This is a genomic window from Massilia sp. Root418 (assembly GCF_001425265.1).
In the GTDB taxonomy this organism is placed as follows: Bacteria; Pseudomonadota; Gammaproteobacteria; order Burkholderiales; family Burkholderiaceae_D; genus Rugamonas.
Map to the genome: position 1 here is coordinate 423,339 of NZ_LMEC01000022.1, position 23,517 is coordinate 446,855.

The window sequence follows — 23,517 nt, forward strand, 5'->3', positions numbered from 1 at the left end:
ACACGAACGCTCGTACTAAAAATGAAGAACGGCGCCACAAAGGGCGCCGCAGCTTGCCGGAATGGCGTTTTGACGGACTTTATTTTCGCATAAGATCTTTGGCAACGGGGTCGGTGGCCTGCACCAGCTTCGATTCCTGCTTGGCCAGCTGGACCGGCAGGCCTTTCAGGTGGTTCAGTGCCTGCTGCAGCTGGAAGTCGTCGCCGCTGCCGTATTCCAGCGGCTTGCGCTTGCGCTCGGCCGCCAGGATGCGCAACTGCTCTTCGGCCTCGTCGCGCTTGGTCTTGCCCGCTTCCTGCTCGCGGTCGTTGGACAGGTGCTTGACCAGGTCCGCTTCGCGCATGCGCAGTGCGTTCAGGCCGTCGCCGTCGGCGTTCTCGTCCACCAGCAGCTCGGGCGTGATGCCCTTGGCCTGGATCGAGCGGCCGTTCGGCGTGTAGTAGCGCGCCGTGGTCAGCTTCACGGCCGTGTCGGCGGTCAGTTGGCGGATGGTCTGCACCGAGCCTTTGCCGAACGTCTGGCTGCCGATGATGGTGGCGCGCTTGTAGTCCTGCAGCGCGCCAGCCACGATTTCCGAGGCGGAGGCGGAGCCGGTGTTGACCAGCACCGCCATCGGCACCCGCTTCACCGCTGCCGGCAGCTTGGCCAGCACGTCGCCCTCGCTGCGCAGCGCGTAGTATTCGGGACGGCCATAGAAAGTCTGGCGCGAGTCCGGCAGCTGGCCGTTGGTCGAGACGATGGCCGCGTCCTTGGGCAGGAAGGCCGCCGCCACGCCGATGGCGCCTTGCAGCACGCCGCCCGGATCGTTGCGCAGGTCCAGCACCAGGCCCTTGATATTGGGATCCTGCTTGTACAGTTCGGTGATCTTGGCAGCCAGGTCGTCCACCGTGGGCTCCTGGAATTGCGCCACGCGCAGCCAGGCATAGCCGGGCTCGACGATTTTGGCCTTGACGCTTTTCTGCACGATCTCTTCGCGCGTGATGCTGAACACCAGCGGTTCCGGCTCGTCCTTGCGCAGCACCGTCAGCGAGACCTTGCTGTGCGGCTCGCCGCGCATCTTCTTCACCGAGTCGTCCAGGCTCAGGCCTTTCACCGGCGTCGAGTCCAGGCGGGTGATCAGGTCGCCCGCCTTGATGCCGGCGCGGTAGGCCGGCGAATCCTCGATCGGCGCCACGATCTTGATGTAGCCGTCCTCGCTCTGGCCGATCTCGATGCCCAGGCCGACGAACTTGCCCTGCGAGCCTTCGCGCAGTTCGGCGTAGGCTTTTTTATCGAGGTAGGCCGAATGCGGATCGAGCGAAGCGACCATGCCGGAAATGGCTTCCGTCAGCAGCTTCTTGTCCTCCACCACTTCCACGTAATCGGATTTGATGAGGCCGAACACGTCGGCCAGTTGACGCAGTTCCTCCAGCGGCAGGGCCGGGTCGGCGGGGCGCTGGGCCATCGCGGAGAACTGCAGGGAGACGGCGATGCCGGCGACGACACCCAGGCCAACCAGCCCGGTATTCTTGAGTTTCTTGCCCATGTTTCACCTGTGTCAAGCTGCCGCAGTCACTCTACTGCGCGCGAATTCAGTATAAACCTGATTTCCGGCAATCTGCGTAGCCCGCCCGTAATTTATGTCGTCTTTACGGCGTTTTACACCACAGCATGGTAGGGCTTCAATATTGCCGTTTTGCGCTTCCATGTCCCTTCTGTAAAGCCTGCGTTCACGACCGTAAGGAATTGTAAGAGTCCGGGAAGCCTGCAAAATCGCGGCCTACACTGGATCTGTAGTTCTTCTCTACCCTGTAGTGGTTTTTCTGCCTGCACCCACGGCGCAGGCTTTTTTTTGCCCGGAGCCCAGATGACAAGCAACTTGATTTCCAACTATGCGCGCGGCCTGTTGTTCACCACCGCGCTGGCCTTCGCCTGCCCTTCCTTCGCCGTGCCCGTGATGGAGATGCGCGCCGAAGACTTGCTGGCCATGGCCGCCGAGTTCCGCAAGGAGCTGAACCTGAACGCCAACCAGGCCACCCTGTGGCAGCAGACCGAGAGCCGCACCCGCGCGGTGCTGCGCGAACGCAAATCGCGCCGCGAGCGCATGCAGGCCGCACTGCGCCCGGCACTGGACGGCAAGGACGTCGAACTGCGCGAACTGGCCGGCGGGGTGGACGCCGAAGCAGCCGCGTCTGCGGCGGAGGAAAAGCAGCTGCGCGCGTGGTGGCTGGATGTCAATGATGCCCTCGATGAAACGCAGCGCAAGCAGGTGGCGGTCTTCCTGGCCGAGCAGATGCAGCGCGTGGAGGGCGGCGAGCGCGGCGAGCGTCCGAAAGAGGGCGGCGGCCCCGGGCGCGGCGAGCACAAGGGCAAGGGCGGCATGGGCGGGCAGGGCGGCCCCGGCGGGCGCGGCGGCTGACGGCGGCTGATGGCGGCCAGGCGGCTCCCGTCCTGCCGCCGCTGCTGCGTCACCTGCGGCAGCCGGCGACTCCTTATCGCTGTTGTTGCCGCGTGTATCGTAAAGTAAAAAGCGCGCCCCGGCGCAGACGGCTGGCGCCCGCGCCGCTTAAAATGGCGGCATGAGCAAACTGATTCCCCTTGCCTGCCTGGCATTAATAGGTGCCCACGTCAGCGCAGGCGCACAGGAAACAGTCCAGCCAGCAAAAGAAGACAACAAGGCGCTCCAGAAAGTCACCATCAGCGGCGGCCGCCAGGACGACATGGCCGAGCGCCGCAATGCCACTGCCGGCAAGCAGGTCTACGGCCGCGAGGAACTGGACCGCAACGGCGACAGCACTCTGGGCGATGTGCTCAAGCGCCTGCCCGGCGTGACCATCGGCGGCGGCCGTCCCGGCCGGGGCGGCGACGTGCGCATGCGCGGCCTGGGCAGCGGCTACACGCAGATCCTGCTCAACGGCGAACGCGCGCCGGGCGGCTTTTCGCTGGAATCGCTGTCGCCCGACCAGGTGGAGCGCGTGGAAGTGATGCGAGGCCCCGTGGCCGAGAACAGCACGCGCGCCATCGCCGGCACCATCAACGTCATCCTGCGCGACGGCTACCAGCAGCGCGACGTGCAGCTCAAGCTGACCGACAGCTACGAGCGCAGCCTGCACTCGCCCAATGTGTCGCTGACCGTGCCGGGCAAGGCCGGCGCCCTTAGCTACACCCTGTCCGGCACCTTGGGCAAGCACCGCCAGAAGGACTTCGGCCATGCCGTCATCAGCGACACCGAGGACGACGGGGACGTCGCCAAGCTGCAGGAGGTGGATGAGCGCAGCAGCGGCAGCAGCGACAGCCTGCACCTCACGCCGCGCCTGTCCTACAAGTTCGGCAACGGCGACACGCTGAACTTCCAGCCCTTTATCATGGCCAACCGCGGCGATACGGACTCGCGCAGCGACCTGGCGCAGCTGGCCGGCGCCGTCCCGCCCGAATACAACCAGGCGTTCACGCGCACCCATGCCAGCGCCACCATGATGCGCGGCTTCGGCAACTGGCTGCACAAGCTGCAGGGCGCTGCCAAGCTGGACGTGAAATTCGGCCTCGGCCTGGCGCGCCGCGACAGCGACGCCGTGCGCAGCCAGTTCGACAACGCCGGCACCCTGCTGGACCGCTTCCACGACACCGACAGCACGCGCGACCGCAGCGTCAACACCGGTGGCAAATACAGCGCGCCGATGGGCGCCGGCCACCTGCTGGCAGCCGGCTGGGACATAGAAACCAGCCGCCGCGAGCAGACCAAGGTTGGCACCGACAAGAACGGCAACGCCCAGTTCGACGATTCCGGCGACAACCTCAGCGCCGACACGCGCCGCCTGGCCGTGTTCGCGCAGGATGAATGGGACATCACGCCGCAGTGGGGCGTGTACATGGGCGCGCGCTGGGAAGGCATCCGCACCACCAGCGATCGCAGCGCCGCTGCGATCGGCGGCACTGCTGCGGCCGGCAGCACCGGTATCAGCAACACCAGCACCGTCAGCAATACCAGCAGCGTGTTCAGCCCGCTGCTGCACGGCGTCTACCGCATTCCCGGCACCAGCAAGGACCAGCTGCGCATGAGCCTGACCAAGAGCTACAAGTCGCCCAATGTGCAGGACCTGATCGCCTTGCCCGCGCTGTCGCGCCTGAACAGCGCTACGCGCCCCGACCGCACCGGCAACCCCAACCTCAAGCCCGAGCTGGCCACCGGCCTGGACATGGCGTTCGAACACTACCTGGGCCGCAGCGGCATCGTCAGCGCCAGTGGCTTCGTGCGCGACATCGACAACCTGATCCGGCGCGAACTGAGCCTGCAGCAAACCAGCACAGGCCCGCGCTGGGTGTCCACGCCCGGCAACGTCGCGCACGCGCGCACCAAGGGCATTGAACTGGAAGCGAAGTTCCAGCTCGCCGAGCTGATGGACGACGCGCCCGCCATCGATTTCCGCAGCAACTACAGCCGCTTCTGGTCGCGCGTGGACGGCATCCCCGGTCCGGACAACCGCCTCGACCAGCAGCCGAAACAGACCGCCAACCTGGGCCTGGACTACCGCATGAAGGACTGGCCCCTGTCCGTGGGCGCCAGCTACAACTGGACCCCGGCTATCCGCGTGCAAACCAGCGTCAGCCAGACGGTGGAAGCCAGCCGCAAGCGCGTGGTGGACGCGCACGTGCTGTGGAAAATGACGCCGCTGACCCAGCTGCGCATCGCCGCCGCCAACCTGCTGGCCGACGAGGCCAGCGGCGGCAACCTGGTCTACACTAACGGACTGTCGCAACGCTCCACGACGCTCAACCCCACTTACCGAGTGTGGACTGCGCGCCTGGAAACCAAATTCTAAAAGGAGAGAGAAGTTGAAACCGCTGTTGAAACGCACTTTGCTGAGCACCCTGGTCATCGGCCTGCTGGCCACCCAAGCCGGCGCGCATGAAGGCGACCATTCCGTCCCCGCCGCCGGCCCCATCTCGGGCATCGACACCCAGTACATCGATTCCAGCGTGCGCGCGCAGGACGACTTCTTCACCCACCTGAACGGCGGCTGGCTGAAAGCCACCAAGATCCCCGACGACAAGTCGAGCTGGGGTTCCTTCGCCAAGCTGCGCGACGACACCCTGCCGCAGCTGCGCGGCCTGATCGAGGAAACCCAGAAGACCAAGCAGAAGCAGGGCAGCGAGGCGCAAAAGATCGCCGACCTGTACGCCAGCTACATGAACGAAGCGGCGCTGGAAAAACTGGGCATCAAGCCGCTGGCCGGCGAGCTGAGCGCCATCCGCGGCCTGAAGGACAAGAAAGCCCTGCCGGGCATGATCGCCCACCTGACCCGCATCGGCGTAAGCGTGCCCTACGGCGTCTACGTCAGCCAGGACGCGCGCAACTCCACCCAGCACGCCGCCAGCATCGCGCAGAGCGGCCTGGGCCTGCCGGACCGCGACTACTACCTGAAGAAGGACGACGCCAAGCTGGCCGCCGTGCGCGACAAGTACGTGGCCCACATCGCCAACACGCTCGCCATGGCCGGCCACAAGAACGCCGCCGAGGACGCGCAAGCCATCATGGCGCTGGAAACCGCGCTGGCCGAAGTGCAGTGGACTAAGGTGGACAACCGCGACCCGGTCAAGCGCTACAACAAGACCGAGATCGCCAAGCTGGCCGAACTGGCGCCGGGCTATGACTGGAAAGACGCCATGGGCAAGGCCGGCATCGCCACCAAGACCGACACCATCATCGTCAACCAGCCGAGCTACCTGGCCGGCTTCGCCAAGCTGGCCGAGGCCACCGAGCTGAACACCTGGAAGGCCTACTTCGAGTGGCAGCTGCTGCGCGACGCCTCGCCTTACCTGAACAAGGCCTTCGCCGACGCCGACTTCGCCTTCTACAGCGGCGTCATCAACGGCGTGACGGTGCAGGAGCCGCGCTGGAAGAACGGCGTGCGCGTAGTGGAAGGCGCCATCGGCGAAGGCCTGGGCAAGCTGTACGTGGCGCAGTACTTCCCGGCAGACCGCAAGGCGCGCATGGAAGCGCTGGTGAAGAACCTGATGGCGGCCTACAAGGACAGCATCGACAACCTGGACTGGATGAGCCCTGAGACCAAGCGCGAGGCGCAGGCCAAGCTGGCCAAGTTCACCACCAAGATCGGCTATCCGAACAAGTGGCGCGACTACAGCAGCCTGAGCATTGTGGCTGGCGACCTGGCCGGCAATATGCGCCGCGCCGCCGAGTTCAGCTACCGCCGCAACCTGGCCAAGCTGGGCGCGCCGGTGGACCGCGAGGAATGGGGCATGACGCCGCAGACCGTGAACGCCTACTACCGTTCCACCACCAACGAGATCGTGTTCCCGGCCGCCATCCTGCAGCCGCCGTTCTTCGATGCGCGCGCCGACGACGCCGTGAACTACGGCGGCATCGGCGCCGTCATCGGCCACGAGATCAGCCACGGCTTCGACGACAAGGGCAGCCAGTCCGACGGCGACGGCAACCTGCGCGACTGGTGGACCGCCGCCGACCGCGCCAACTTCAAGGCCAAGGCCGACGCGCTGACCAAGCAGTACGATGGCTACAGCCCGCTGCCCGGCTACTACGTGAACGGCGCGCTGACCCTGGGCGAGAACATTGCCGACAACTCCGGCGTGGCGGTGGCCTACAAGGCCTACAAGCTGTCCCTGGGCGGCAAGCCGGCGCCGGTGATCGACAAGCTGACCGGCGAGCAGCGCTTCTACATGGGCTTCGGCCAGGTGTGGCGCAGCAAGATGCGCGAAGAGGCGCAGATCAAGCAGGTCAAGACCGACCCGCACTCGCCCGGCCAGTTCCGCGCCAACGGCACCATGAAGAACCAGCCCGGCTTCTACGACGCCTTCGGCGTGAAGGAAGGCGACCCGATGTACCTCGCGCCCGAACAGCGCGTGATCATCTGGTAAGCAGCAGGAAAAGAAGCAGCAAAAAGGCCACGACAAGTGGTCTTTTTGTTATCAGCGCCGCAGCGCTGTGCTAGAGTAAAAAACCGGCCACGAGCCGGAATAATAACCAGACAAACAATGAGAGGGAAGTAGCTGTGAAACGACATCTGTTGAGTGCATTAACCCTGGGCCTGCTGGCTGGCGCCACCGGCCTGGCCGGCGCCGCCGACGCGGCCAAGAGCCCCACCGCCGGCAAGCTGACGTCCGGCATTGCCGTGGAATACATCGATCCGTCCGTGCGCGCCCAGGACGACTTCTTCACCCACTTGAGCGGCAAGTGGCTGGCCACCACCGAGATCCCGGCCGACAAGTCCAACTGGGGCAGCTTCGCCAAGCTGCACGACGACATCCAGCCGCAGCTGCGCGCCATCATCGAGCAGGCCGCCGCCAAGCAGAACGCCGGCGCCGACGAACAGCGCATCGGCGCCTTCTACGCCAGCTACATGGATGAAGCCAAGCTGGAGCAGCTGGGCGCCGCGCCGCTGAACGCCGAGCTGGCCCGCATCGCCGCGCTGAGCGACAAGAAGCAGCTGCCCGCGCTGATCGCCCGCAACAACCAGACCGGCGCCGCCGCGCCGATCGACCTCGGCATCCACCAGGACAACAAGGATTCCACCAAATACGTGGTGGACTTCGTGCAAAGCGGCCTCGGCCTGCCGGACCGCGACTACTACCTGAAAAAGGACGACGCCAAGCTGGCCGACACCCTGGCCAAATATGAGCAGCACATCGCCAAGATGCTGACCCTGGCGGGCGACAAGGACGGCCCCGCCAAGGCCAAGGCCATCGTCGCGCTGGAAACCGAACTGGCCAAGATCCAGTGGAGCAAGGTGGAACTGCGCGACCCGATCAAGGCCTACAACAAGGTCGAGGTCGCCAAGCTGGGCGAACTGACCCCGGGCTACGACTGGAACGCCTACCTGGACGCGCTGAAGATCAGCGGCAAGGTGAACTACGTCATCGTCAGCCAGCCCACCTACCTGAAGGGCTTTAACGAGGTACTGGCGGCCACCCCGCTGGACACCTGGAAAGCCTACTTCCAGTGGCACGCCGTGCGCGCCAACGCGGCCTACCTGTCGAAAGCCTTCGTCGATGAAAACTTCGCCTTCTACGGCACCGTGCTGAGCGGCGCCAAGGAACAGCGTCCGCGCTGGAAACGCGGCGTGGCGGCAGTGGAAGGCGCGCTGGGCGAGTCGGTGGGCAAGGTCTACGTCGAGCAGCACTTCCCGGCCGAGCGCAAGGCGCGCATGGAAGCGCTGGTAAAGAACCTGCTGGTGGCCTACAAGCAGAGCATCGACAAGCTGGACTGGATGAGCCCGGCCACCAAGAAGCAGGCGCAAGCCAAGCTGGCCAAGTTCACCACCAAGATCGGCTACCCGAACAAATGGCGCGACTACTCCGCGCTGGTGGTCACGCGCGACGACCTGGTAGGCAACGTGCAGCGTTCGCGCCAGGCCGACTACGACAAGGAAATCAACAAGCTGGGCAAACCGATCGACCGCGACGAATGGGGCATGACGCCGCAGACCGTGAACGCCTACTACAACCCGGAGATGAACGAGATCGTGTTCCCGGCCGCCATCCTGCAGCCGCCGTTCTTTGACGCCAACGCGGACGACGCCGTCAACTACGGCGGCATCGGCGCCGTTATCGGCCACGAGATCAGCCACGGCTTCGACGACCAGGGCGCCCAGTACGACGGCGACGGCAACCTGCGCGACTGGTGGAGCGCGGCCGACCACAAGAACTTCGAAGCCAAGACCAAGGCCCTGGTGGCGCAATACAGCGCCTTCAGCCCGCTGCCTGGCTACAACGTGAACGGCGAGCTGACGCTGGGCGAAAACATCGCCGACAACTCCGGCGTAGCGATTGCCTACAAGGCCTACAAGCTGTCGCTGAAGGGCAAGCCGGCGCCGGTGATCGACGGCCTGACGGGCGACCAGCGCTTCTTCATGGGCTTTGCACAAGTATGGCGCAGCAAGATGCGTGATCCCGAAATGATCAGCCGCATCAAGACCGACCCGCACTCCCCGGGCCAGTTCCGCGCCAACGGCACCATGCGCAACCAGCCGGGCTTCTACGAAGCCTTCAAGGTCAAGCAAGGCGACAAGATGTACCTGGCGCCAAAAGAACGCGTCATCATCTGGTAAGGACGAAAAAAAACCGCTCAATCAAATGAGCGGTTTTTTTAAAAAGGGCCGCAAAAGCCGTGGGTGGGCCCATACAACCGTAGGGCGGGTTAGCGCAGCGTAACCCGCCAGCTCCGCCACCATCAGCCCTTAGGCGCCTCCGCGGGAGCGGTTGCAGGAGCGCTTGCAGGCGCAGCAGCCGGCGCCGCAGGCACAGCAGGCTCCTTCAAGCTGCCCCCCGACTTATTCGCCATGAACACCACAGCGCGCGCCACTTCCACGTCATCCAGATCCGGATTGCCGCCCTTGGCCGGCATAGCGCGCAGGCCCTCGATAGCGTGCTTCACCACCGTGTCATAACCTTGCGCCAGGCGGGCGCCCCAGGCGCCGTTGTCGCCCACTTTCGGCGCACCGGCCACGCCGGCGCCGTGGCAAGCCGCGCAGGTGGACGAATAAATGGCCTCACCCGATTGCAGCACCTTCGGCGCGTTCGCGTCCTTCAGGGTAAAGCCCACGTCGGCCACCGGCTGCAGACGCTTGCCGATCGCTTCGGCGGACTGGCTTTCCGTGCCGGCACCGGTCAGCTTGGTGGCGGTAACGAACTGCACCAGCAGGGCGATGCCCAGCACGGTGATGAGGAAGAAGCCGATCACTGCTGCTGCGAGCTGCTTGGGCGTTCTGATGGCGGATTCGTGGTTGTGTGCGTCGCTCATGATTTCCTTAATAACAAATTTCGAAACTTGCGTCGGCGTTACGTTATCGGTTTTGCATGCAGGTGAAGAAGCGCATTTGCTCGCCAAACGGGCGATTATAGTCTCAAAAGATTGCCTGTGGATGTAGAACGGTGCAAAAGCGACACTTTTCATGGACGCACAAGACGAAACCCGGTATCCTTCTGTCACCTCCGAAGTTCCCTCCTACGCGGCTGTAGCTCAATGGATAGAGTATTGGCCTCCGAAGCCAAGGGTTGTGGGTTCGATCCCCGCCAGCCGCACCATTAAAATCAATGACTTACGTGATCCTTTCGCGTCCATCCTTTGCCGGGGTTATGGCAGGGCTACACTCTGCATTAAGGACCGTTAGTTTGCGATCACGTGGCCCACATCTTGGGTCAGTGAAAATTCCTGCTGCGCGTGTCCAACTCCCCCAGCAGGTGCGACAGGTCAACCAGCGCTTGGCCCTCTCACCTCGCGGCGGTGTTCTTCTACCAGCCCCGCCAGACGATTACGTTGACGTTGCCCGTCTCATCTTCCAGGGTTAGGAACACGGTGCCTTTGGCTGTCTCAGGCCGCTAGCGCACGGTGCCTAGTCATGATGTGCACAACACCTGCAGCGCTTTCGTAGTATTGCGCAACACGCGCCATTCAATTTTAATTTTGGTCGCGTTCGACTACGACGGATACGGCCGATTTGATCGTCTCGCTGGAGTAATCCGCTGTTATGTCGTAGGTGTGGATGAGTTTGTTACTCGGGAGTACTGTGCCATCCGAATTGATAAGTTTGGACTTAGCAGTGGCATGGTAAGTACAAAGGGGTGCGAATTCGCAACGAAGCCCGATTTCCTCCAACGCCAGTTTTTTATCAGATGCAGTGGCGATCTTCTTGCTGTAAATGAGCTCATTTATCTTCCCCTTGACGCTATCGTTGGAATTGCCAAAGTTTCTTTCGATTATCTTGCCGATCTCGCTTGAGCCGATTCCAGCTAAGTCCACCTCCACGCGAGGGTGTGCTGCGCAGCCAAAAATCGCGAGAAGGGAAGCAATAGAAAGTAATAAATTGATGCGTTTTCGCATAGCTACCTCATAAGCTTGCTTCAAACTACGAAGATACAAATTTGTTGGTGCTGATCAACTAACAAATATTAATTCATAAAAGACAATCGTCAACGGGAAATTTGGATATTGATGCGCGCTGGTTACATTGGATTCGTGCCCACAATTTTTCGATTACGGACACGAATTTTCAACCGAACATTTTCACGAATGCTAAGCGCCGGCGGCCGAGCTTGTCCGGCCTGCGGTGGGCCTGCGGCCGCTGCGCGAGGACGGGGCCGGGCAACCAGAGTCGCCGCGCATGCGGTTTGCACCCTGGCAGGCCTGCCCCCGGCGTTTCCCCAGTTTCAGTAGGTGTAGAACATGCGCTGGATTTCCTTGCTGTCGCTGGTCTTGGTCAGGGCCAGCATCAGCAGGATGCGGGCTTTTTGCGGGTTCAGCGTGTCGGAAACCACGAAGTCCAGCTTGTCGTCGTTGGCTTCGCCGTTGCGGGCCACGATGCCCTGGCCGACGCGGGCCGAGCGCACGATCAGCACGCCTTGCTTGCGGGCGGCGGTCAGCGAAGGCAGGACCTTGGAAGCCAGGCTGCCGTCGCCGACGCCGGCGTGAATGATGCCCTTGGCGCCAGCGGCCACCAGCGCATCCAGCGCCACCGGGCTCACGTTGGCGTAGCCGTAGACGATGTCCACTTGCGGCAGCGCATCAAGCTTGCTGATGTCGAATTCGGTGTCGGCGGTGTGCTTGCGCGTGCTGGCGCGGTAGAAGTAGGGGCGGTTGCCCTGGATGTAGCCCAGCATGCCCAGCTCCGTCGTCTTGAAGCTGTCCAGGGTCGAGGTGTTGGTCTTGGTGACATCGCGCGCGCCCTGGATCTGGTCGTTCAAGGCCACCAGCACGCCCTTGCCGATGGCGTCCTTGCTGGCCGCCAGCAGCACCGCGTTGTACAGGTTGATCGGGCCGTCCGCCGACAGCGCGGTGCCCGGACGCATGGCGCCGACCAGCACGACCGGCTTGTGGCTCTTCACCACCATGTCGAGGAAGTAGGCGGTCTCTTCCAGCGTATCGGTGCCGTGTGTGATGACGATGCCGTCGACGTCCGGCTGCGCCAGCAGCGTGTTAACGCGCTTGGCCAGCACCAGCCAGTGTTCGTTGCTCATGTTTTCGCTGGCGATCTGAAACACTTGCTCGCCCTTGACTTGCGCCACCTTGGCCAGTTCCGGCACGGCCTGGATCAGGCGGTCGACCCCGACTGTAGCGGCGGTGTAGCCGACCGTCGTGGTCGTGGTGGCGCCGCTGCCGGCGATGGTGCCGCCGGTGGCCAAAATGGTTACGTGGGCCGACGGCGCGGCGTCAGCGGCGCGGACCGCTGGAACGGTCCCGGCCAGCAGCGCCAGGGCGCACAGCGGAGTGGACAGCGCGGACAACAGACGGGAGGAAATAGGAACGTACATAGAGTCTCCAAGAGAGTTAGAGGGATGGGAAGCTGCTGATGATGCTTTCATAAACGACTAATAAGCTGGTGCGGCAGGTATAACTGCGCGCGGCCGGGTACATTGGAACGCCGCACCCGGAATCGAGGTGCGGCGCTCGGTCAGCCGTGAAACGGGCGATGGAGTGGCGCGCAAGCGGTGCCGCCAGACGGGCGGTGCCGGCGCTTACGTCAGGAAGCTGGCCTGCGCGTTCGGGGGGGAATTGCTTGGTTCATTGGCTTTGTCTCCGTTTTATTTGTCGTAAAAAGCGACTCGCAGCGGATGCCCGCCGTCGACGATGCTTTTCCCAACAGAGAGCACTATCCGTGCCACGGGAGTGGCAAGCCGGACTATTGGATCAGGCCATTGATTACATGAGGCTTTTTGAAACGGGTAGGCTTGGGTACCGGCGCCCGAGTATGAATTGTCATAATTAGGCGTCCATCTGCGTATCAGTTTCGATACTGCCGCCGCGATCGGCAGCACAAGGTTTATAGCAGCGTGCAAGCTGCAATTTTTTTGTCAAACATTCCCCCGCGTATCGTGCGCCCCATGTCGGCTGCCGGACGAGGTATATCATCGATTCTCCCAGGTAGCAATTAAACAACTTTGGAGAATCGCCATGCCTACATGCATTCGCTTGTTGTCGGCGCTGCTGCTTGCCGCCTGTGTTCCCACTGCCTTTGCCGCACCCAGCTACTCGCTGACGTTTTTCAGCCCGAACCCTGGCTACAGTCCAGCCGGAATCAACAATAATGGCCTCGTCGGTGGCGGCTGGTACATGCCGGATGGCGCATCGGGCGCATTCACCTGGCAGGCAGGCCAGCTAACGCACCTGCCGCAAGAAATGTACGGTGTGCACGGCGTGGGGCCGGCGGGCCACGTGGTCGGCTACAACCGGCCTACGATGGAGAATGGCGTTGAAGTCGTGAGGGGCGCGGTGTACTATCAGGGCGCGCTGACCATCCTGCCCGACGCGGTGCAGTCGCCATACTTCCATTACACGCAGGCGTATGCAGCCAACGCGTCCGGGACGGTGGTGGCCAGCACCGAGAACAGTTATGGCGCCACCTCCTTCCTGTGGAACAACGGCACCACCACCTTGCTGCCGATCGATTACGCCACGGCCATCAACGCCAGCGGCAACGTGGCTGGCTACTCGTCTCCGGACGAGGGCGTCCGGCGGGCGCAACTTGTCATCAACGGCCAGCTGGTGGAGCTGGGTCTGCTGCCGACAGACCTCAGTTCGGATCGGCGCAGCTCTGCGCGTGACCTGAACGACGCCAACGTGGCGGTGGGCAGTTCTACTTACGGCTCCGGCAGCGCGGTGCACGAACATTCCTTCATTTACGTGAATGGACAGATGCAGGTGCTTGGCAGCTACACGGGGGACAATTCGGCCATCGCCATCAACAACCTGGGCGACGTGGTGGGCAGGTTCTCTACCGGCTGGGGTCTCTTGAACGATCACGCTTACCTTTACCAGGATGGCGTGCAGTACGACCTGGACACGCTGCTGGTTGGCGCCGACGGCTGGCATATCCGCCTGCCGTCGGATATTAACGATCACGGAGACATTACCGCCATGGCCTGCGACGCTAATAACGTCCAATGCCTCGGCGTGCTGCTGTCGCCGGTGCCCGAGCCTGCCACCTACGGCATGCTGCTGGCCGGACTGGGTGTGCTGGGCTGGACACGCAGGCGGCAGTCCGGCGCCTAAGGCCGCGGCTTCCAGTTGCTCAGCGTGTGGTCGAACTTGATGTGATTGCGGGTCGTGGTCAGGTAATCGTACTCCAGCCACACCTGCGCGGGCAGGGTCCTGCCGGCCGAGTCGGTGGTGTAGCGGACCTTGAACGGCGCGCGCGGGCCGAACGGCGCCGGCACCTCCATCATGCCGTCCGCCTTCACCGGCGCGCCGCTGTCCGGTTTCACCCATACCCGCATGGCGACCGGCAGGGTGCGCTTCAGCACGTGTTCCGCGCGCACGTCGAACACGGCCAGCGTTTCGCCGTTCACTTGCTGGTCCGCCAGCCGCGTGACGCCGGACGCGTTCTCGAACAGGTGTTCCGGATTGTTGGCGAAATGGTTGGCCAGCGCCATGTCCAGCTTCGAAGCCTTGTAGTCGGGGTTGTTTTCCGTTGCCTCGTCTTTCGCTCCGCGCACCGGCCTGCCGGTGATGTCGAAGCGCTGCAGCACGGTTTCATACCCGCCCTCGCCGGTGGAAAGGAAGCCGCCGGTGTCCAGCTTGGTCGCGATGTTCTGCGCCACCAGGCCCTTGTTTTTCAACAGCAGCGCTTGCGAGCGCGCCCACAGCGGATCGTCGGCCAGCGCGGCGGTGTGGATGGCCAGCAGGCAGGCAGCGGCGCCGAGCGCACGGCACATTGGGGACAAGTTCATGGTGGGTTTCCTCATCAGAAAGCGCCATTCTAAAATACTTGCCAAATCACCAACGCACACAAAGAGCGATATCAAAATCGGTATAGATTCGGCTAATTTAGTTATTGGTATTGAATAGCTTAAAGCTCTAGCATGGAAGGCTCCAAAATAAGATTTCAGGGGACGTTCCGTGGCTGCGCCTATTGTTTCTGCAAGTACATCTTCGATTGGGCAAGCGCCCGCAACCGCAAGCTACAAGTCGGCCATGTCGCTGCTTGCCAGCCTGTTCTTCACCTGGGGCTTCATTACCGTCATCAACAACACGCTGCTGCCGCACCTGCGCAGCGTGTTCGAACTGAACTACACGCAGACCACTTTGATCGAGTCGGTCTGGTTCATCGCCTACTTTGTCGCCTCCATACCGGCGGCGCGCCTGATCGAGCGCATCGGCTACAAGAAATCGCTGGTGGTCGGCCTGTCCATCATGGCGCTGGGCGCGCTGATGATGATACCGGCCGCGCGCCTGCCGTCCTATATTGTCACGCTGGTGGCGCTGTTCGTTATTGCCTGCGGCATTACGCTACTGCAGGTGGCGGCCAATCCCTACGTGGCAGTGGTGGGCACGCCGCAGACCGCGTCCTCGCGCCTGAACCTGGTGCAAGCCTTCAATTCGCTGGGCACCATGTTCGCGCCGCTGTTCGGCGGCTACCTGATCCTGGGCCGTTCCAGCTCCGGCACCGCCGACGCCGGCCACGTGCTGACCCAGGCCGAGCGCCTGGCGGACGCGCAAGCCGTGCAGCTGCCCTATCTGATCGTGGCGGCCGTGCTGGTTGTGCTGGCGGTCATCATCGCGCGCTTCCCGCTGCCGGAAATGGGCGCCGCCACCAGCCGCGTCTCGAAAGCCGAGCGGGCATCGCATTCGCTGTGGCGCCACCGCAACCTGGTGTTCGGCATCCCGGCCATCTTCATCTATTTGATCGCCGAAATCGGCGTGGCCAACCTGTTCATCAACTTCGTGTCGCAGCCCAACATCGGCAACGTCAACCATGAGCAGGCCTCGCACTACCTGTTCCTGCTGTGGGGCGGCATGATGGTGGGCCGTTTCGTCGGCAGCATGCTGATGCGCTCCATCTCCGCAGAGCACGTGCTGGCGGCGGCCAGCGTCGGCGCCTGCATCGTGATGCTGGTGGCCACCTTCAGCACCGGCCCGACCGCCATGTGGGCGCTGATTTCCGTGGGCCTGTTCCATTCGATCATGTTCCCCACTATTTTCACGCTGGGCATCAAGGGCCTGGGTCCGCTGACCGAAGAGGGCGCCGGCTTGCTGATCATGGCCATTGCCGGTGGCGCGCTGGTGGTGGTGCAGGGCTGGCTGGCCGATATCTACGGCCTGCAGGCCTCTTTCCTGCTCACCGCTGCGTGCGAAGTGTATGTGCTGTTCTATGCGCTTTGGGGGGCGCGCACGACTAATGCTTTCCCGGACGCAGCTACCTAAAATTCCATTGTAAAATAGTTAATCGCGCAGCGAGTGCCGCGCGATCGACTCAATGGAATGCCATGAATCTGGATAAACTGTATTGCGGCGCGCTGGCCGCGCTTGCCCTGGTATCGACCAGCGCCCTGGCCCAAGAATGGCCACGGCTGACGAACGGAAAAGACCTGGCCGAGTGCAAGGCGGCGCTGCAGCTGGCCGTGCTGGGCCACAAATCCGCCAGCGTCCTGCCGTGGACGCATCCCGACGCGATCCCGGACGACTTCGGCAGCGACCTGGTGCTTGGCCCCAAGAGCACCAGCCTGACCGGCGGCGACGTGCCGGAATTCGACCCGGACGTGTTCACCCAAGTTCCCCTCCCCGAATACAAGCCGCGCAGCATCTACTGGCAGACCGCCCCGGTCAACGGCAAGCGCCTGGTGGTGGAAGAGGTGCCGCTGGGCTGGCGCGGCGACATGCACAAAGTGCGCGTGGTGGACCAGGCCATGAGCGCCAGGGACTACCTGGGCACCGATGCGGACGAGCGCAATGCCCGCCTGGGCGCGCCGTTCAGCGATGGCTGGCGCGCGCCCTTCATCTTCCGCAAGACCGGCGACAGCGCGCTGTGGATGCTGTACATCGCCGAGCCGGGCGGTTTTTCAGGCAACTGGAAAGTGTACGTGCCCGCTGCCGGCGTGCCCAAGCTGGCCTGCGAAGTGCAGTTCCGGCCGCAGGTGCAGCACGCGGTGCAGCTGCTGCCGCAGCCGGTGCGCAAGCTGGCCGCGCTGCTGGACCGTACGCTGGGCAGCGGCAAGGAGGAAAGCTTCTGGCAGCCCACAGCGCGCGTGCGCGCCAGCGTGCAGCAGGCCTGGGCCAACGCGGCCCTGCGCCCCTGGGTGGCGGACAATCCCTACAACACGCGCGACGAGGTGGAAGAGAACCTGCTGGCGTGGTCGCAGCAGGACAAGACCAACAAGAAACTCTACGCGGCCATCCAGGCGCACTACGCGCCGGCCGAGCGCGCGCTGGCGCAGCACTACGTGCGCCAGCTGCGCATGCCGGCCGAGGAAGCCGCCGAGCAGGCGAAGACGGTGCTGGACACCGCCTACCGCATGTACTTCGTCATCAACAAGGAACAGTATTAATTCCTGACGCCTAGTAGCTGACGTGGTAGTCCTTGGGGAACTTGCGGCCGGCGAAGGCCTTCTTCTGGGTCCAGTCCTGCGCCGGCGCGGTCCAGTAGCTGTCGCTTTCCGGCAGGCCCAGCGGCAGTAGCGTGGTGGACGCGATGTACATGCTGCCGTTGTTGGAATACCAGTCGCCCAGCTCCGGCTGGTGGCCGACGAAGCCGATGGTCAGGTAGCCGTCCTTGGTGAAGTTGCTCGGCTCGGTCCACACTGCCTTGTGCACCGCGTGCAGCGCGGCGCGCACCTGGCCTTCGGGCAGCGAGGGCGGCAGCTGCTTGCGCAAGGCCAGCAGGGCCAGCGGCTGGAAGGCGGCGGTGCGGTAGGTGAGCGAGCGGCCGATGGGCGGGTAGCTGCCGTCGGTGCCGATGAAGCGCTCCAGGTGCTCGCTGTAGCGCTGCATGCGCTTGACGGCCTGCGCCTGCAATTCCTCAGGCTTGCCGTTCCAGAATGGGCCCTTGAACCTGGCCAGCACGTCCAGGATTTCCACCAGCATCGGGTACATCACGTAAGAGTTGTAGTAGTCGAAGTGGAAGGCTTCGCCATCCTTGATCCAGCCGTCGCCCACGTACCATTCGTTGATCTTGCGGATCGCCACGTTCATGCGCATCGGGTCGTATTCCTCGCCGATGGACATCAACCACGCCTCGTTCATGGCGGCGAACAGCATCCAGTTGATGTAAGGCGGCTCGATGCGGCGCAGGCCTTTGATGGCGGCGATGATGCGCTGCTTGGTGGTGCTGTCGAGCGGCTCCCACAAGGTCTTGGGCGCGCGCATCAGGGCGTTGGTGTAATAGGCCGAATCGACCAGCGTCTGGCCCGGGCCTTTCCACAGCAGGCAGTCCGGGCTGGCCGGGTCCACCGAGTGCACGAAGCTTTGCAGCGCCATCTGCTGCATGCGCTGGCGGTAGCGGCCTTCCTGCGTGGCGTCGGCCGGCAGCGCGAGCCACGGCGCCACGCCCGCGATCAGGCGGCCGAAGCATTCCAGGTAGGCCACGCCGGAGTCGCGCCCGTCCCAGGTGGGGCTGAGTTCCAGCGCGAACTTTTTGCGCAGCTGGCCTTGCGACATGGCCGACAGCACCGGGTCGGACATTTTTTGCAGCAGCCCCAGCAGGTAGGCGCGGTCGCCGCCGGCAGCCGTGGCCGTGGCGGCAGTGGCGGCGGCGGCGCTGCCGTAGGCCAGCGTGCCGCTGGCGGTGATCAGGCCGCTCATCGCCGAGCCGGCCGTGCCTGCCGCCAGCGTGCGCATGAAGTTGCGTCGTTCCATGTGTTCTCCTAATTGCCCGTGACGAGCTGGTCGCCGATATAGATGCGGTACTGCTTGATGCGGCCGGTCACCTCCGCCGTGCCCTGGCGCGGCACATAGCGCAGGCCCGCCACTTCCGTCGCTTTGCCCAGGTCGATAATGATACGGTGCGGATGCGGCATGCTGGCAGCCGCACCGCTGTAGGCGGTGTGCCAGTAGTCGGTATTCTGGCCGTTGATGGCGTTCAGCGCCGAGCCGTCCTCCTTGCGCGCCTCCTCGCTGCTGGCGTAGGCGATGGTCCAGCTGGACTGGTTGAGCGGCTTGCCGGCCTTGTCCAGCAGGGCGATTTCCGCCACCGCCGCGTAGCTCTTGCCGTCGAAGGCGTTCAGCGATTCCAGGCAGAACTGGCGGCCGGTGGCGGGCGCGGCGAACATCACGTCCTGGGTGGCGGAACCGGGCGCGAATTCGGCCGCGTGCACCGGCGCCACGCCATCCAGCTGCAGCTTGGCGGTGCTGGGCGGACGGGCCAGGTCCAGCTCGGGCCGCAACTGGTCCAGCACCGGCATGGCCAGGCCGGCGATGCGCGCGCTGCGCGGGCCGGTCAGGTCCAGCACCACCACTTCATTGCGGCCGCGCTTGATCCAAGGGCCGGGCAGGTACATGGTCTGCGTGGGGCCGATGCTCCAGTAGCGGCCCAGGCAGCGGCCGTTGATCCACACGACGCCCTGGCCCCAGCCGGCCATGTCAAGGAAGGTGTCGCCGCTGGCGGTGGCGTTGAAGCTGCCGCGCCAGAATGCCGGGCCCTGGGCGTGGCCGCGCTTCCATTGCAGCGGCGGCAGCACGCCGTCGGCGTCGAAGTCGATGGCGCGGATGGCCCAGTTTTCCACGGCTTGCGGCTGGCCATCCTTGGGCGTGAAGGTCACCGGGCCGTGCAAGCCCTTGCGGTCGTGTATCTCCACGCCGAAGTTCACGCGCGCGATGGTGTACAGCAGGATGTCGACGGTGACCGGCTTGCTGCGCGCGGCCAGCGCCACCTTGAAGCGGCGGTGCCGCGTATCCATGGTGCCCACCTGCTTGCCGTCCACGAACACCCAGGCCAGGTCGCGCACCTTGGCTGCCGCCAGCGTGCCCGCCGGGCCGGCCGGCAAGGTCACGCGGTAGGCCACCAGGCCGCGGCTGATATCGTATTGCTCGATCGGCTTGGGCGACACGTCGCTGATGGTGCGCGCCGGCAGGTTGGCCATCACGGCGGCGCTTTCCTGCAGCGCGAACGGTGGAATGGTGATGACCGGCATGCGCGGCGGCGCCTCCGGCAGCGTTTCGCCGGCTGGCAGCAGCGGCCTGATGCCGTCGCGGTAGGCGTTGAACTTGTCGCCGGTCCAGCCGGCCTCGCCGATGGGCGCGTCGTAGTCGTAGCTGGTGGTGTCGGGGCGGAAGGGGCGGTCGCACCCGCCCCACAGGCCGAAGGTGGTGCCGCCGTGCGCCATGTACAGGCTGAAGGAACCGTTGGCCTTCAGCATGGCCTGGATGTCGGCCACCGCCTTGTCGGCCGAGCCGCGCCGGTGCGGCGCGCCCCAGGTGTCGAACCAGCCGGAGTAGTACTCGCCGCACATCAGCGGGCCGCGCTGCACCTTGGCCAGCTCCTTGAAGCCGGTGGCCGGGTCGCTGCCGAAGTTGGCCACCGAGAACAGCTCGGGGATGTGCGATTTCACCACCGCGTTGGTGGGATTGCACTGGAACAGCGGCACGTCGAAGCGCGCGTCCAGCAGGGCCTGGCGCATCACGCGCATATAGTCCAGGTCTTCGCCGAAGAAGCCGTATTCGTTCTCCACCTGCACCATCAGGATGGGACCGCCCTGCGTCACCTGCATGGGCGCCAGCACGCGGCCCACTTCACGCAGCCAGCGCCGCGCCGGCTGCACGTAGGCGTCTTCGCGGGTGCGCAGGAAAGCGTCGCCGGGCTGCTTGAGCAGCCACCACGGCAGGCCGCCCATTTCCCACTCGGCGCAGGCGTAAGGGCCCGGCCGCAGGATCACCCACAGGCCGGCTTGCTGGGCCAGGCGGCAGAACTCGGCCGCGTCGCGCTGGCCGCTCCAGTCGTATTTTCCTTCGCGCCATTCATGGTAATTCCAGAACAGGTAGGCGCACACGGTGTTCAGGCCCATGGCCTTGATGGCCTGCAGGCGGTGGCTCCAGTATTCGCGCGGTACGCGGGCAAAGTGCATTTCGCCGCAGCGGATCTGGAGGGGTTTGCCGTCGAGCAGGAAGTCGTCCTGGCCGATGGCGAAGCGCGCGGCCGCTGCGGATGCGGCAGCCTGGGCACTGGTAGAAAAAGGCAGCAGCGCGCTGGCTGCTGCAACCGTAGCACCTTGCAGGTGCCGGCGGCGAGAGAACTTGATCGTCATGGATTAACCCAGCGTATGTTGGTCGAGGAAGCGCGCCAGTTCGGCGGCGGCCAGCAGGAAGGCGCCCACGCCGAACGAGGCGGTGGCGTTCTGGTCCACCACCTGGCCCGGAATGGCGCGTTCGCCGATGGGCTGCACATAGCCCAGCTTCCCGTCCGGCTGCAAGGCGGTCTTGCTCAGGTACTGCCAACTGCGCTGCACCACCGGCGCATACTCGGCCTTGTCGAGCAGGCCGTGGTTCATGCCCCACAGGTAGGCGTAGGTGAAGAAGGCGGTGCCGCTGGTTTCCGGGCCGGGCGCGTGCGCCGGGTCGAGCAGGCTGCGGGTCCAGTAGCCTTCCGGCCGCTGCGCCGCCTTCAGGGCTTTGGCCATGCGCTGGAAGCGCTCCAGGTACAGCGCGTAGCCCGGATGGCTGGCCGGCACGTCGGTCAGCGTCTTGGCCAGTCCGGCGAACACCCAGCCGTCGCCCCGGGCCCAGAAGTCCTTGCCGCCGTTGCTGCTCTTGTGCTTGGGGTAGATGTATTTCGCGTCGCGGTAGTACAGGCCCGCGTCGGCGTCGTACATCAGCTTGTCGGCGAACAGGAAGTATTCCTGCAGCTTGTCCAGATAGCGGTGGTCGCCGGTCACCTTGTACAGCTTGGTCATCACGGGCATCACCATGTACAGGCCGTCCGCCCACCACCAGTAATCGTTGTTCGGCGTGCCGATCTGGTATTCCATCACTTCGCGCGCGCGCGCGATCTTGCGCGGGTCTTTCACCGGGTCCAGCTGGTACAGGTCGATATAGGTCTGGAAGCACACTTGCCAGTCGCCGAACAGCACGTGCTCGCTGGTTTCGCCGTAGGTGTATTTCCACGCCGCCTTGACGTCCGATCGGGCCGAACTCCACTGGTTGTGCTCGGCCCAGGCGGTAGAGTACTGGCGGTAGCGCTCGTCGCCGGTGAGGAAATAGGCTTCCATATTGCCGGTGTGGTAAGCGGCGACGTCCCAGAACGACCACAGCGCGGGGCTGTTGTTGCGCTGCCAGTAGTCGTTGGCCAGCCGCAGCGAGGACAGCACGCCGGCTTTCGTCACGGCGCCCGTCGCTGCAGGCTTGCCTGCCACGCCCAGCGTGCAGCCTGCGGACATGGCGGCCACGCCGGCCAGCGCTGCCTTCAGGTAGAGTCGTCTTCTCATCATGTTGTGATCCTTGCGTGGATGGGGAGTCAGAAGTCGGGTGTCCATTGCAGCACGCGCACGGGGGAGGGGGCGGCCTTGGCCACGCCTTCTCCGTCCACCTGCTGCACGGTTTGCAGGTACAGATTCAGTTCGCCGCTGCGCTGCCACAGCTCGGTGTCAAAGCTGGGCTCCCAGGCGCCGACGGAGGCGTCGGTCAGGTCGCGCACACTCCAGCGCGCCTGGCCGAAGTCGCTGATGCGCACGGCCGAGACCTTGCTGCCGCGTTCGGCGTCCCGGAAGATCAGCAGGCCGGACGGCTGTTCGCGCTGGATGTTCACCATGATTTGCGGCCGCGCGATGGGGATGGCCTTGGTGCCCATGCCGCTCAGCGAGAACGGCTGCTTGCGGAAGTCCAGGTCCAGCCGCTGCCAGGCGCCGCCGCGCAGGTAGAGCACGCGGTACTGTGGCACCGCCGATCCGGCCTCGCGCCAGTAGCTGGCGATGTAGGGATTGCCTTCCCGGTCGGCGGACATCGATGTTTGGTTGATCAGCTCGCTGTTTTGCGGGATGCGTGCCGCGTACTCGGCGGAGGCTGCCGTAATTGGCAGCGTGTAGCGCTCGCCGCTGGATTTTTCCCAGGTCAGGCCGCCGTCGCGCGAGCGGGCGTACGCCATGTCGTGGTTGCTCGCCACGTCCGGCGTTTCGCGCCACACCCAGGACAGGTGCAGCGTGCCCTGGTGGTCGAGAAAGGCCTGGGTGTAGGCGCTGCGCTGCCCCTCGCCGCTGATCAGCGCGCTGTGCAGCCGGGTCCAGCTGGCGCTGGCCGGGTCGTAGCGGTTCATCACCAGGTCGCCGCGGCCGGAGCCGCCATCGCGGTACAGGAACAGCAGCTTGCCGTCCGGCTGGCGGTAGAACTCGGGGTAGGACACGGAGCGCTCCTGCTCGCCCGTCATCGGCATGGTCTCCGTCAGTTCGAGCGCCCCGGGGCGCACGCTGCGCGCGTAGCGCAGCGGCTGGTTGTGCAAGTCCCAGGACAGGTGCAGGAAGCCGGCTCCGTCCACCATCAGGCTGATGCTGTTGTGGGCGTCGCGCACATTGCCCTGGTACTGGCTGCGCCGCAGTTCCCACGCGGTGCCGCCCAGCTTGCGCTTGCCCAGTACCACCCAGGCATCCTTGTCGTAGAAGGCGATGTATTGCGTGTCGCCATGCGTGACGAGGGAGTTTTTACGGAACACTACCGCATTGACCGAGTTACCGGCCCAGCCCGGCGCTACGCCGACGATGCGCACCGCGTTCTTCGCCGCGTCGCGCGCGGGGGCGGGCGGCGCGAGGACGCAGAGCGCGGCCGCGAAGAACAGCGGCAGCAGCGTGGCCGGGCGGGTGGTAACGGTCATGTGC

16 protein-coding genes, 1 tRNA gene and 1 pseudogene are annotated in these 23,517 nt (G+C 64.5%); 8 read left to right on the forward strand and 10 right to left on the reverse strand.

Translation table 11 applies throughout. From position 1 onward, the window contains the following. Positions 1 to 79: 79 nt before the first annotated feature. Complete coding sequence (locus tag ASC94_RS22485) at positions 80 to 1,525, reverse strand: S41 family peptidase (RefSeq protein WP_056400872.1); 1,446 nt, start codon at positions 1,523 to 1,525, stop codon at positions 80 to 82. Positions 1,526 to 1,846: 321 nt separating this feature from the next. On the opposite strand from ASC94_RS22485, the gene ASC94_RS22490 reads away from it, so the two are divergent. From ASC94_RS22490 to ASC94_RS22505, 4 genes are all read left to right on the forward strand, one after another. Further along, positions 1,847 to 2,398, forward strand: a complete 552-nt coding sequence (locus ASC94_RS22490; RefSeq protein WP_229417377.1) for a hypothetical protein — start codon at positions 1,847 to 1,849, stop codon at positions 2,396 to 2,398. A gap of 160 nt (positions 2,399 to 2,558) precedes the next feature. Beyond that, complete coding sequence (locus tag ASC94_RS22495; RefSeq protein ID WP_056400875.1) at positions 2,559 to 4,799, forward strand: TonB-dependent siderophore receptor; 2,241 nt, start codon at positions 2,559 to 2,561, stop codon at positions 4,797 to 4,799. A 25-nt stretch (positions 4,800 to 4,824) separates the two neighbouring features. Beyond that, the gene (locus ASC94_RS22500) at positions 4,825 to 6,873 is read left to right on the forward strand and encodes a M13 family metallopeptidase (protein WP_056401526.1); all 2,049 of its coding nucleotides are present in this window, start codon (positions 4,825 to 4,827) and stop codon (positions 6,871 to 6,873) included. A gap of 134 nt (positions 6,874 to 7,007) precedes the next feature. Then, the gene (locus ASC94_RS22505) at positions 7,008 to 9,062 is read left to right on the forward strand and encodes a M13 family metallopeptidase (protein WP_056400878.1); all 2,055 of its coding nucleotides are present in this window, start codon (positions 7,008 to 7,010) and stop codon (positions 9,060 to 9,062) included. Positions 9,063 to 9,184: 122 nt separating this feature from the next. On the opposite strand, the gene ASC94_RS22510 is transcribed toward ASC94_RS22505, so the two are convergent. Then, positions 9,185 to 9,754: a cytochrome c5 family protein gene (locus ASC94_RS22510; RefSeq protein ID WP_056400881.1), complete on the reverse strand. Its 570-nt coding sequence runs from the start codon at positions 9,752 to 9,754 to the stop codon at positions 9,185 to 9,187. Between the two features lie 208 nt (positions 9,755 to 9,962). Here ASC94_RS22510 and ASC94_RS22515 point away from each other — a divergent pair. Then, positions 9,963 to 10,038: transfer RNA gene (locus tag ASC94_RS22515), tRNA-Arg, on the forward strand. A 114-nt stretch (positions 10,039 to 10,152) separates the two neighbouring features. Here the strand turns inward: ASC94_RS22515 and ASC94_RS33845 are convergent. The 3 genes and pseudogenes from ASC94_RS33845 to ASC94_RS22525 form a co-directional block, all read right to left on the reverse strand. Beyond that, positions 10,153 to 10,332, reverse strand: a pseudogene (locus ASC94_RS33845) (hypothetical protein); the annotation flags it as partial. Between the two features lie 79 nt (positions 10,333 to 10,411). Beyond that, the gene (locus ASC94_RS22520; protein WP_056400883.1) at positions 10,412 to 10,834 is read right to left on the reverse strand and encodes a hypothetical protein; all 423 of its coding nucleotides are present in this window, start codon (positions 10,832 to 10,834) and stop codon (positions 10,412 to 10,414) included. A 326-nt stretch (positions 10,835 to 11,160) separates the two neighbouring features. Further along, complete coding sequence (locus ASC94_RS22525) at positions 11,161 to 12,261, reverse strand: type II asparaginase (RefSeq protein ID WP_056400885.1); 1,101 nt, start codon at positions 12,259 to 12,261, stop codon at positions 11,161 to 11,163. Positions 12,262 to 12,901: 640 nt separating this feature from the next. Between ASC94_RS22525 and ASC94_RS33290 the strand changes: the two genes are divergently transcribed. Continuing rightward, a complete protein-coding gene (locus ASC94_RS33290) occupies positions 12,902 to 13,999 on the forward strand; it encodes an HAF repeat-containing PEP-CTERM protein (protein ID WP_082616748.1) in 1,098 nt (365 codons plus the stop codon). On the opposite strand, the gene ASC94_RS22535 is transcribed toward ASC94_RS33290, so the two are convergent. Next, positions 13,996 to 14,676, reverse strand: coding sequence for a hypothetical protein (locus tag ASC94_RS22535; protein ID WP_157201548.1), 681 nt, complete (start codon positions 14,674 to 14,676; stop codon positions 13,996 to 13,998). The genes ASC94_RS33290 and ASC94_RS22535 overlap by 4 nt on opposite strands. Positions 14,677 to 14,920: 244 nt before the next feature. Here ASC94_RS22535 and ASC94_RS22540 point away from each other — a divergent pair, with 244 nt between their 5' ends. Both ASC94_RS22540 and ASC94_RS22545 read left to right on the forward strand, forming a co-directional pair. Further along, on the forward strand, positions 14,921 to 16,150 hold the full coding sequence (locus tag ASC94_RS22540; protein ID WP_082616749.1) for a sugar MFS transporter: 1,230 nt from the start codon (positions 14,921 to 14,923) through the stop codon (positions 16,148 to 16,150). A gap of 62 nt (positions 16,151 to 16,212) precedes the next feature. Beyond that, entirely contained in the window at positions 16,213 to 17,271 is a 1,059-nt protein-coding gene (locus ASC94_RS22545; RefSeq protein ID WP_056400895.1) for a hypothetical protein, read from the forward strand. A 10-nt stretch (positions 17,272 to 17,281) separates the two neighbouring features. On the opposite strand, the gene ASC94_RS22550 is transcribed toward ASC94_RS22545, so the two are convergent. From ASC94_RS22550 to ASC94_RS22565, 4 genes are read right to left on the reverse strand one after another with little or no spacing between them, the layout of a single operon-like run. Then, positions 17,282 to 18,577, reverse strand: coding sequence for a DUF2264 domain-containing protein (locus tag ASC94_RS22550; RefSeq protein WP_056400900.1), 1,296 nt, complete (start codon positions 18,575 to 18,577; stop codon positions 17,282 to 17,284). Between the two features lie 8 nt (positions 18,578 to 18,585). Continuing rightward, a complete protein-coding gene (locus ASC94_RS22555; RefSeq protein ID WP_056400904.1) occupies positions 18,586 to 20,961 on the reverse strand; it encodes a beta-galactosidase in 2,376 nt (791 codons plus the stop codon). Between the two features lie 3 nt (positions 20,962 to 20,964). Next, positions 20,965 to 22,140 carry a glycoside hydrolase family 88 protein gene (locus ASC94_RS22560; protein ID WP_082616750.1) on the reverse strand — a complete coding sequence of 392 codons (1,176 nt, stop codon included), beginning with the start codon at positions 22,138 to 22,140 and terminating at the stop codon, positions 20,965 to 20,967. A 26-nt stretch (positions 22,141 to 22,166) separates the two neighbouring features. After that, positions 22,167 to 23,513 carry a BNR repeat-containing protein gene (locus ASC94_RS22565; RefSeq protein ID WP_082616751.1) on the reverse strand — a complete coding sequence of 449 codons (1,347 nt, stop codon included), beginning with the start codon at positions 23,511 to 23,513 and terminating at the stop codon, positions 22,167 to 22,169. Positions 23,514 to 23,517 lie beyond the last annotated feature (4 nt).

What these genes read in the sequence shown, in the direction of transcription:
- ASC94_RS22490 (WP_229417377.1), top strand. Translation starts at nt 1,847, where the DNA reads ATGACAAGCAACTTGATTTCCAACTATGCGCGCGGCCTGTTGTTCACC.
- ASC94_RS22540 (WP_082616749.1), top strand. Translation starts at nt 14,921, where the DNA reads ATGTCGCTGCTTGCCAGCCTGTTCTTCACCTGGGGCTTCATTACCGTC.
- ASC94_RS22525 (WP_056400885.1), bottom strand. Translation starts at nt 12,261, where the DNA reads ATGTACGTTCCTATTTCCTCCCGTCTGTTGTCCGCGCTGTCCACTCCG.
- ASC94_RS22535 (WP_157201548.1), bottom strand. Translation starts at nt 14,676, where the DNA reads ATGAACTTGTCCCCAATGTGCCGTGCGCTCGGCGCCGCTGCCTGCCTG.
- ASC94_RS22495 (WP_056400875.1), top strand. Translation starts at nt 2,559, where the DNA reads ATGAGCAAACTGATTCCCCTTGCCTGCCTGGCATTAATAGGTGCCCAC.
- ASC94_RS22545 (WP_056400895.1), top strand. Translation starts at nt 16,213, where the DNA reads ATGAATCTGGATAAACTGTATTGCGGCGCGCTGGCCGCGCTTGCCCTG.
- ASC94_RS22555 (WP_056400904.1), bottom strand. Translation starts at nt 20,961, where the DNA reads ATGACGATCAAGTTCTCTCGCCGCCGGCACCTGCAAGGTGCTACGGTT.
- ASC94_RS22565 (WP_082616751.1), bottom strand. Translation starts at nt 23,513, where the DNA reads ATGACCGTTACCACCCGCCCGGCCACGCTGCTGCCGCTGTTCTTCGCG.
- ASC94_RS22550 (WP_056400900.1), bottom strand. Translation starts at nt 18,577, where the DNA reads ATGGAACGACGCAACTTCATGCGCACGCTGGCGGCAGGCACGGCCGGC.
- ASC94_RS22560 (WP_082616750.1), bottom strand. Translation starts at nt 22,140, where the DNA reads ATGATGAGAAGACGACTCTACCTGAAGGCAGCGCTGGCCGGCGTGGCC.
- ASC94_RS22510 (WP_056400881.1), bottom strand. Translation starts at nt 9,754, where the DNA reads ATGAGCGACGCACACAACCACGAATCCGCCATCAGAACGCCCAAGCAG.
- ASC94_RS22485 (WP_056400872.1), bottom strand. Translation starts at nt 1,525, where the DNA reads ATGGGCAAGAAACTCAAGAATACCGGGCTGGTTGGCCTGGGTGTCGTC.
- ASC94_RS22520 (WP_056400883.1), bottom strand. Translation starts at nt 10,834, where the DNA reads ATGCGAAAACGCATCAATTTATTACTTTCTATTGCTTCCCTTCTCGCG.
- ASC94_RS33290 (WP_082616748.1), top strand. Translation starts at nt 12,902, where the DNA reads ATGCCTACATGCATTCGCTTGTTGTCGGCGCTGCTGCTTGCCGCCTGT.